Source organism: Burkholderia sp. IT-111MI5 (genome assembly GCF_949752865.1).
Classification (GTDB): Bacteria; Pseudomonadota; Gammaproteobacteria; order Burkholderiales; family Burkholderiaceae; genus Burkholderia; species Burkholderia pyrrocinia_C.
Genome location: NZ_CATKIF010000012.1, coordinates 107,558 through 116,392 on the forward strand (window position 1 = coordinate 107,558; position 8,835 = coordinate 116,392).

Genomic DNA, 8,835 nt, shown 5'->3' on the forward strand with positions numbered 1-8,835 from the left:
GGCAGGCCGTGCGGTTGCGGCCCGATTCCGCATCAAGCAGAATGCCGAACCAAAGCGGCGCGTCCGCGGCCCCGTCGCCCATGCCGGCACGGACAGTCACCCTCCAGTGGAAACACCATGAGTCAGTATCAGTTCACCGTTTCGGTGAAAACCAGCTACTTGCCGGAACAATCCGACCCCGATCGCCGTCAATACGCATTCGCGTACACGCTGACGATCCGCAACACGGGGCAGGTCGCGGCGCAGCTGATCGCGCGTCACTGGATCATCACGGACAGCGAGAGCCACGTGCAGGAAGTGAAGGGGCTCGGCGTCGTCGGGCACCAGCCGCTGCTGCAGCCGGGCGAGCATTTCGAATACACGAGCTGGGCCGTGATCGCGACGCCGGTCGGCACGATGCGTGGCGCGTACTTCTGCGTGGCGGAGGACGGCGAGCGTTTCGAGGCACCGGTCGACGAGTTTGCGCTGCATATGCCGCGCACGCTGCATTGAGCGTACGGAGCGCGTCAGCGCGGCTGGCGATCGTTGTTGCGGGCGTGCTTCTTTCTGCCCGACGACGTCCACACGACGATGAAGATCAGCAGGGCAAGCGCTACGAAGGCTTCGAGCGCGAAGATGAGCATCGGATATTGGTCGAGAAAATCTGACATGGCGGTTTCCATCAAGAACGGACATTGTATGTGGTTTGGGCCCCGGCTGGCCGGCTGGGTTGCGGCGGCCGCGGCGGCGGCGCTGCTTGCAGCGTGCGGCGGCGCGCCGACGCGAACGTCTGCGCTGAAACCGCCGACCGGCACGGCGATCGTGCCGGGGCAGGTTGCCGCGAAGCGGCTCACGCCGGTTGCATGGCAGCAGGTGCCGGGCTGGCAGGACGATTCGCTGCTCGGCGCGACGGCTGCGCTGCGGCAGAACTGCGCGCGGCTAGCGCGCCAGCCGGCCTGGCAGCGCGCTTGTGCGGCCGCCGACCGGCTCGACGAACTCGACGTCAGCAGCGCACGCACCTTCTTCGAAACGTATTTCACGCCGTTCCAGCTCGCGAACACCGACGGCACGCTCGACGGGCTCGTGACCGGCTATTACGAGCCGCTGCTGCATGGCTCGCGCGTGCGCCGCGGCCCGTATCAATACGCGCTCTATCGCTGGCCGGCCGGTTATCGCGCGGGCGCCGCGCTGCCTGCGCGCGCGCAGCTCGAGCGCGCGGGCATCCTGAACGGCAACGAACTCGTGTGGGTCGACGATCCGATCGAGGCGTTCTTCCTGCAGGTGCAGGGCTCGGGGCGCGTGCTGCTCGACGATGGTTCGGTGATGCGGGTCGGCTTCGGCGGCACCAACAACCAGCCGTACCGCTCGATCGGCAAGTGGTTGCTCGATCGCGGCGAGCTGACGCCCGCACAGGCGACGATGCAGGGCATCAAGGCGTGGGCGAAGGCGAATCCGAACCGCGTCGACGCGTTGCTCGACACGAATCCGCGGTTCGTGTTCTTCCGCGACATGCCGACCAAGGAAGACGCGCCGCACGGCGGCGCGGACGGCCCGATCGGCGCGCTCGGCGTGCCGCTGACGGCGGAGCGTTCGATCGCGGTCGATCCGTCGTCGATCCCGCTCGGCACGCCCGTGTTCCTGCAGACCACGCGTCCGCTGACGAATACGCCGATGAACCGGCTCGTGTTCGCGCAGGATACGGGCTCCGCGATCAAGGGCGGCGTGCGGGCCGACTATTTCTGGGGACTCGGTGACGACGCAGGCGACCAGGCCGGCCGGATGAAGCAGGTCGGCCGGATGTGGCTGCTGTTCCCGAATTCGTGACGTGAGGCGGCGCCGGCTGCTCGGGGCCGCCCGCGCATGAGGTGCGGCATTCGTGGGCGCGGCGGTGCGCGTGGAGTGCGTCGGTTTGAGAGCGGTGCACCCGTGTGGTTTCAGTCTGTGTGATGCGCCTGTCGCGTTGAACGACGTCGCGGAACACAATAAATAGCCCGATTGGCGTTGGCCGATCGGGCTATTTTTTGTTGCGCAACGGGATTGCCTCTCCGCGCGACGCACGCGCAGCGTCTGCCGTCAGCCCTTGCGTTTGTCGACGACGCGGCGTGCCTTGCCGACCGAGCGCTCGATGCCGTTCACGGGCAGCACGTTGATCACGGCCGTCACGCCGATCAGCGACTTGATGTCATGCGCGAGCGCCTGTTTCGCCGCGTGGATCGCCGCCGTATCCGGAGCGGTGTCGGGACAGGGCTCGACGTTGAGCGTCAGCACGTCGAGCGGGCCTTCCTTCGTCAGCACGATCTGATAGTGCGGTGCGAGCGCGCGCTGCTTGAGCAGCTGTTCCTCGATTTGCGTCGGGAACACGTTGACGCCGCGCACGATCATCATGTCGTCCGAGCGGCCGGTGATCTTTTCCATCCGGCGCATCGTGCGAGCGGTGCCGGGTAACAGGCGCGTGAGGTCGCGTGTCCGGTAGCGGATGATCGGCAGCGCCTCCTTCGTCAGCGACGTGAACACGAGCTCACCGAATTCGCCGTCCGGCAGCACTTCGCCGGTTTCCGGATCGATGATTTCCGGATAGAAGTGATCTTCCCAGATGGTCGGGCCGTCCTTGGTCTCGACGCATTCGGACGCGACGCCGGGGCCCATCACTTCGGACAGCCCGTAGATGTCGACCGCGTCGATGCCCATCCGCTGCTCGATCGCGACGCGCATGTCGTTGGTCCATGGCTCCGCGCCGAAGATGCCGATGCGCAGCGAGCTCTGCACGGGATCGAGGCCCTGGCGCTCGATTTCGTCGGCGATCGACAACATGTAGCTCGGCGTCACCATGATGATGTCGGGCCGGAAATCCTGGATCAGTTGTACCTGCTTCTCGGTCTGGCCGCCGCCGAACGGGATCACGGTCAGTCCCGCACGTTCGGCGCCGTAGTGCGCGCCGAGCCCGCCGGTGAACAAGCCGTACCCGTAGCTGACGTGTACCTTGTCGCCGCGACGTGCGCCGGCGGCGCGGATCGAGCGCGCGACGAGATTCGCCCACGTGTCGATGTCGCCGGCCGTATAGCCGACGACCGTCGGCTTGCCGGTCGTGCCCGATGACGCGTGGATGCGCGAGATCTGGTCCTGCGGCACGGCGAACATCCCGAACGGGTAACTGTCACGCAGGTCGCCTTTCGTCGTGAACGGGAAGCGCGACAGGTCGGCGAGCGTCTTCAGGTCGTCGGGATGCACGCCCGCATCGTCGAACTTGCGACGATAGACGGGAGAGTGGTCATACGCATGCCGGAGCGACCACTTGAGGCGTTCGAGCTGCAGCGCGGTCAGCTCGTCGCGTGAGGCGGTCTCGATCGGCTCGAGCGGTAGCGGGGTAGTCATGCATGTCTCCAGTGTTTGTTATGTGCGAGCCGTTGACGTCAGCGGTCTTCCGGGATGACCGTGCCCTTGATCTGGGCGGATTTGCCGCGAAACATCGCGACCGTTTCGCCTGTCTGGTTCGTGACACGGATGTCGTAGATGCCTTGGCGGCCGGCGCGCGCCTGTTCGATCGCCTCGGCCGTCAGCACGTCGTTGCCGTGCACGGGGTGCAGGAATTCGATCGAGCAGCCGGCAGCGACCGTATTCAAGTTGTACGAGTTGCACGCGAACGCGAACGTCGAATCGGCGAGCGTGAAGATGATCCCGCCGTGGCAGGTCTGATGCCCGTTCAGGAATTCGGGCCGCACGCGCATCTGCAGGCGTGCGTAGCCGGCGCGTACTTCCGCGATTTCCATCCCGAACGCGCGGCTGCATGCATCGGCGTCGAACATGGCCTGCGCGGTGGCGCGGGCGAGCGCATCGGGATCGAGCGTGGCGGTGGCGGCCGTCATGTCAACGCCCCTCGAAGCGTGGAGCACGCTTCTCGACGAATGCCTTCACGCCTTCCGCGTAGTCGTGCGACTGGCCCAGCTTGCGCTGCATGTCGCGTTCCAGGTCGAGCTGCTGGTCGAGCGTGTTCGTGACGCTGTCGCGCATCGATTGCTTGATCGATGCGATCGCGAGCGTCGGCTGCTGCGCGAGCTGGGTCGCGAGCTGGCGGGCTGATGCGGCGAGTGCGTCGTCGTCGACCGCACGCCAGATCAGGCCCCACTGTTCGGCCTGTTCGGCGCCGAGCTTGTCGCCGGTCAGCGCGAGCCCCAGCGCACGTGCCATGCCGACGCGTTGCGGCAGGAACCATGTGCCGCCTGAATCGGGCACGAGCCCGATCTTGACGAAGGCCTGGATGAAACTGCTCGAGCGGGCGGCGAACACGAGATCGCATGCGAGTGCGAGATTCGCGCCGGCGCCGGCCGCTGTGCCGTTGACGGCGGCGATCACCGGCAGCGGCAGACGCTGCAGGCGGCGGATCAGCGGATTGAAATGCTCGTCGATCAGCGTGCCGAGGTCGGTGGACGCGCCCGGCGTGAAGTCGAGGTCGGCGAGGTCCTGGCCCGCGCAGAAGCCGCGCCCCGCACCCGTCAGAATCAGCGCGCGTGCGCCGGCTGCTTCGACTTCATCGAGAGCCGACTGCAGTTCGCGATGCATCGCCCGCGTGAAGCTGTTCAGCTTGTCGGGGCGGTTGAGGGTGATCGTGGCCACGCGCGCGGCCTGATCGATATCCAGCTGAATCGCCTGATAGGACATGCAGTGTCTCCTTCATGACTTCGTTATAGGCGCGCGGCGCATCGGTTACACGCGTTCGATCGCGAGTGCGATGCCCTGGCCGACGCCGATGCACATCGTACAGAGCGCAAAGCGGCCGCCCGTACGCTCGAGTTGATGGAGCGCCGTGGTCACGAGCCGGGCCCCCGATGCGCCGAGCGGATGACCGAGTGCGATCGCGCCGCCATTCGGGTTCACGCGCGGATCGTCGTCGGAGACGCCGAGCATGCGCAGTACCGCGAGACCCTGCGACGCAAACGCCTCGTTCAACTCGATCACGTCGAACTGGTCGATGGTCATGCCGAGCTGGCGCAGCAGTTTCTGCGTGGCCGGCGCGGGGCCGATGCCCATCACGCGCGGCTCGACGCCTGCCGTCGCCATGCCGATGACGCGCGCGCGGCGGCGCAGGCCGTACTGATCGGCTGCCTGTGCATTGGCGAGCAGCAGCGCGCACGCGCCGTCGTTGACGCCCGATGCATTGCCGGCCGTTACAGAGCCGTCGGGACGCACGACGCCCTTCAGCTTCGCGAGTGCTTCGAGCGACGTCTCGCGCGGATGTTCGTCGCGCGACACGACCACCGGATCGCCCTTCTTCTGCGCAATCGTGACGGCGACGATTTCCTCGGCGAGCGTGCCGTCCTGCTGCGCACGCGCAGCCTTCTGCTGGCTGCGCAGCGCGAACAGGTCCTGGTCGGCGCGGCTGATGTTGTAGTCGACCGCGACGTTCTCGGCCGTCTCCGGCATCGAATCGACGCCGTGAAGCTGCTTCATCAGCGGATTGACGAAGCGCCAGCCGATCGTCGTATCGTAGATGTCGGCCTGGCGCGCGAACGCGCTCGCGGCCTTGCCCATCACGAACGGCGCGCGCGTCATGCTCTCGACGCCGCCGGCGATCATCAGGCGCGCTTCGCCCGACTTGATCGCGCGCGCGGCCGTGCCGACCGCGTCCATCCCGGAGCCGCACAGCCGGTTCAGCGTCGTACCCGGCACGGCGGTCGGCAGGCCCGCGAGCAGCGCCGACATGCGCGCGACGTTGCGGTTGTCTTCGCCTGCCTGGTTCGCGCAGCCGTAGATCACGTCGTCGATCGCCGTCCAGTCGACGTTGCGGTTGCGCTCGATCAGCGCCTTGAGCGGCACCGCGCCGAGATCATCGGCACGGACATCTTTCAGTGCGCCGCCGTAGCGGCCGATGGGGGTGCGAATCGCGTCGCAGATGTAGGCGTCTGTCATGGGCGTATCGATGAGCAACGAACCCGCAGGGTGGCGGATTCGTTCATGGTAGAGAACGTGGCGGCGTTTGCACGTCCGCCATTCGGGTTATGCCGTTTGGCCAGCTTCCGCGGGTACCGCCTTCGGGGCAACATGGACGCGGCTTTGCACCACACGGAACCGGTTGGCGACGAACGCCGGGTCGGCCAGCGCCGCGTTGGCAGCCGGGTTGGCCCCCGTGCCGTGGAAATCGGAGAACGCGGCCGACTGGTTGACGAACACGCCGCCCGTCAGATTGATCGACAGCGCGACACCGCCGCGCACTGCTGCATCGTGGGCGGCGTCGACGATTGCGTCGTCGGTGCTGTAGACGGAGAGGGTCAGCGCGCCGTGTTCCGCCGCGATTTCACCGGCGAGATCGAGCGACTGCGCGGTCGAGTCGGTCGCGATCACGAACGAGATCGGGCCGAACCACTCCTGCGTGAATTTCTCGCGATCGGTCACGTCGAGTTGCAGCACGAGCGGTGTGCGCACACGGGCATCGGGGAACGCGGGGTGCTGAAGGGCCACGCTGTCGGCGAGTACGCGGCCGAGCTGGCGGGCGTCGTCGATACGTGCGGTCACGCCGTCGCTCTGAATTGCGCCGATCAGTTCGACCGAGCGTGCCGGGTCTCCGGTGAGTTTTTGCACGGCAACCGCGATGGCTTGCGCGACTTCGTCGAAGCTCGCATGGCCGTCCGCCGTCCGAATGCCGTCGCGCGGCACATAGATGTTCTGCGGCGCCGTGCACATCTGGCCGGAGTACAGCGCCAGCGAGAACGCGATGTTCTTGGCTGCGGCCTTCAGGTCGTCGGTCGAGTCGATCACGATCTGGTTGACGCCGGCCTTCTCGGTGTAGACCTGTGCCTGGTGGGCATGGCGTTCGAGCCACGTGCCGTTCTGCGTGCTGCCCGTGAAGTCGATCAGCTTGATCTCGGGGCGCAGCGCGAGGTCCTGAACGAGGGCGCCGTCGTTGGGCTCGGTCGCAAGGAGCGTGACGACGTTCGGATCGAACCCGGCTTCGCGCAGCACGTCGCGGGCGATCCGGACCGTGATTGCAAGCGGCAGGATCGCACCCGGATGCGGTTTGACGATCACGGTGTTACCGGTTGCCAGATCGGCGAACAGGCCCGGGTAGCCGTTCCAGGTCGGGAACGTGCAGCAGCCGAGCACGAGCCCCGTGCCGCGCGGGACGATCGTGTAGCGCTTGTGCATCGCGAGCGGCGGGTTCTTGCCTTGCGGCTTTTCCCAGTGCGCGTCGGCCGGGATGCGGCGCAGTTCGTCCCATGCATAGGCGACAGCCTCGAGCGCACGATCCTGCGCGTGCGGGCCGCCGGCCTGGAACGCCATCATGAATGCCTGCCCCGTGGTGTGCATCACGCTGTAGGCGATCTCGAAGCTCGCGCGGTTCAGGCGCGCGAGGATTTCGAGGCTGACGCCGATCCAGGCGCTGGGGCCGGCTTCGCGCCACGTGCGTTGCGCGGCGGCTGCGGCGGCGATCAGTGCGTCGGGCGTCGACTTCGGATACCGGATGCCCAGTGCGATGCCGTACGGCGATCGCTCCGCGCCGACCGCTTCGCCGGACGCCGGTTGGTCGAGTGCGAACGTCTTGTCGAGGTGCGACTTGAAAGCTGCTTCGCCGTCTGCGTTCGCGCTTTCCCCGTACACTTTGGGACTCGGCATTTCGGCGAACGGGCTCCAGTACCCGCGGCTCTCGATGGCGGCGAGTGCGTGCTTCAGCGTGTCTTCGTGCTTCGTGAACAGTGCATGGGTCATGGCGGCGGCCTGATGGACGATGAGAGGGGTTGGATCGATTAATTAACCGACCGGTTGGTCGGAGAATGTTAGCATCAAACTATTCGCATGTGCGAGGCGTTTCTCATTTCATTGATCGAGGAGAAATAGATGGCTTACGAGAACATCCTGGCGGAGACCCGGGGGCGTGTCGGGCTGGTTACGCTGAACCGTCCGAAGGCGCTGAACGCGCTGAACGATGCGTTGATGGATGAGTTGGGCGATGCACTGAAGGCGTTCGATGCGGACGACGGCATCGGCGCGATCGTCGTGACGGGGAGCGAGAAGGCGTTCGCAGCCGGCGCCGACATCGGCATGATGGCCACCTATTCCTATATGGATGTTTACCGGGGCGACTACATTACGCGCAACTGGGAGACGGTCCGTCAGATCCGCAAGCCGATCATTGCCGCGGTGTCGGGTTTCGCGCTGGGCGGCGGTTGCGAGCTCGCGATGATGTGCGACATCATCTTCGCGGCGGACACGGCCAAGTTCGGCCAGCCGGAGATCAAGCTTGGCGTCATGCCGGGCGCAGGCGGCACGCAGCGTTTGCCGCGCGCGGTGTCGAAGGCGAAGGCGATGGACATGTGCCTGACCGCGCGCTTCATGGACGCCGCCGAAGCGGAGCGAGCCGGGCTCGTGTCGCGCGTGCTGCCGGCCGACAAGCTGCTCGACGAGGCGGTTGCGGCCGCGGCGACGATCGCCGAGTTCTCGCTGCCGGCGGTGATGATGGTCAAGGAGTCGGTGAACCGCGCGTACGAGACGACGCTGGCAGAAGGTGTCCACTTCGAGCGCCGGCTGTTCCATTCGCTGTTTGCGACTGAGGACCAGAAGGAAGGGATGGCGGCATTCGTCGAGAAACGGAAGCCCGAGTTCAAGAACCGCTAAGTGGGCTGCGCAGCGGCAGCTGTCTGGCGACTGGTTGGCACCGGTTGCGGCGTAGTCGCCCGGCCCGTCGAGCCCCAAGTCACCGTGCGCGATAGCGCACGGTGACTGTTTCAAAATAATTTCACAAAGGGGCTTGCGCGAAGGGTGCGGGGTGCATAGAATCACGCCTCTTTCGCGCAAACGGAAACGCGGCGCGGGAGAGGGAAGCGAAGTCGGTGGTGTGCAGCGGGTTGGGTGCACGGCTGGCGCAAA

General features: G+C 66.3%; 9 protein-coding genes. 3 read left to right on the forward strand and 6 right to left on the reverse strand.

Going from position 1 to position 8,835, the window contains the following annotated elements:
* The first annotated feature begins 117 nt into the window (after positions 1-117).
* The gene (gene apaG, locus ACM6JT_RS15100; protein ID WP_034183732.1) at positions 118-492 is read left to right on the forward strand and encodes a Co2+/Mg2+ efflux protein ApaG; all 375 of its coding nucleotides are present in this window, start codon (positions 118-120) and stop codon (positions 490-492) included.
* Between the two features lie 14 nt (positions 493-506).
* Here apaG and ACM6JT_RS15105 read toward each other — a convergent pair whose 3' ends face one another.
* Positions 507-650, reverse strand: coding sequence for a hypothetical protein (locus tag ACM6JT_RS15105; protein ID WP_014898203.1), 144 nt, complete (start codon positions 648-650; stop codon positions 507-509).
* Positions 651-678: 28 nt separating this feature from the next.
* On the opposite strand from ACM6JT_RS15105, the gene ACM6JT_RS15110 reads away from it, so the two are divergent.
* Positions 679-1,803 (forward strand): murein transglycosylase A, encoded by a 1,125-nt coding sequence (locus ACM6JT_RS15110; RefSeq protein WP_235212544.1) that lies wholly within the window; start codon positions 679-681, stop codon positions 1,801-1,803.
* Positions 1,804-2,052: 249 nt separating this feature from the next.
* Here ACM6JT_RS15110 and paaK read toward each other — a convergent pair whose 3' ends face one another.
* The 5 genes from paaK to paaN form a co-directional block, all read right to left on the reverse strand.
* The gene (paaK, locus tag ACM6JT_RS15115; protein WP_034183733.1) at positions 2,053-3,351 is read right to left on the reverse strand and encodes a phenylacetate--CoA ligase PaaK; all 1,299 of its coding nucleotides are present in this window, start codon (positions 3,349-3,351) and stop codon (positions 2,053-2,055) included.
* Positions 3,352-3,389: 38 nt separating this feature from the next.
* Entirely contained in the window at positions 3,390-3,842 is a 453-nt protein-coding gene (paaI, locus tag ACM6JT_RS15120; RefSeq protein WP_414856777.1) for a hydroxyphenylacetyl-CoA thioesterase PaaI, read from the reverse strand.
* A 1-nt stretch (position 3,843) separates the two neighbouring features.
* The gene (gene paaG / locus ACM6JT_RS15125; RefSeq protein ID WP_034183735.1) at positions 3,844-4,635 is read right to left on the reverse strand and encodes a 2-(1,2-epoxy-1,2-dihydrophenyl)acetyl-CoA isomerase PaaG; all 792 of its coding nucleotides are present in this window, start codon (positions 4,633-4,635) and stop codon (positions 3,844-3,846) included.
* A 45-nt stretch (positions 4,636-4,680) separates the two neighbouring features.
* Positions 4,681-5,883, reverse strand: coding sequence for a 3-oxoadipyl-CoA thiolase (gene pcaF / locus ACM6JT_RS15130; protein WP_217590681.1), 1,203 nt, complete (start codon positions 5,881-5,883; stop codon positions 4,681-4,683).
* 87 nt (positions 5,884-5,970) lie between these two features.
* Positions 5,971-7,677 carry a phenylacetic acid degradation protein PaaN gene (gene paaN / locus ACM6JT_RS15135; RefSeq protein WP_414856778.1) on the reverse strand — a complete coding sequence of 569 codons (1,707 nt, stop codon included), beginning with the start codon at positions 7,675-7,677 and terminating at the stop codon, positions 5,971-5,973.
* A gap of 129 nt (positions 7,678-7,806) precedes the next feature.
* Here paaN and ACM6JT_RS15140 point away from each other — a divergent pair, with 129 nt between their 5' ends.
* Positions 7,807-8,583 carry an enoyl-CoA hydratase gene (locus ACM6JT_RS15140; RefSeq protein ID WP_034183738.1) on the forward strand — a complete coding sequence of 259 codons (777 nt, stop codon included), beginning with the start codon at positions 7,807-7,809 and terminating at the stop codon, positions 8,581-8,583.
* The last annotated feature ends 252 nt before the right edge of the window (positions 8,584-8,835 follow it).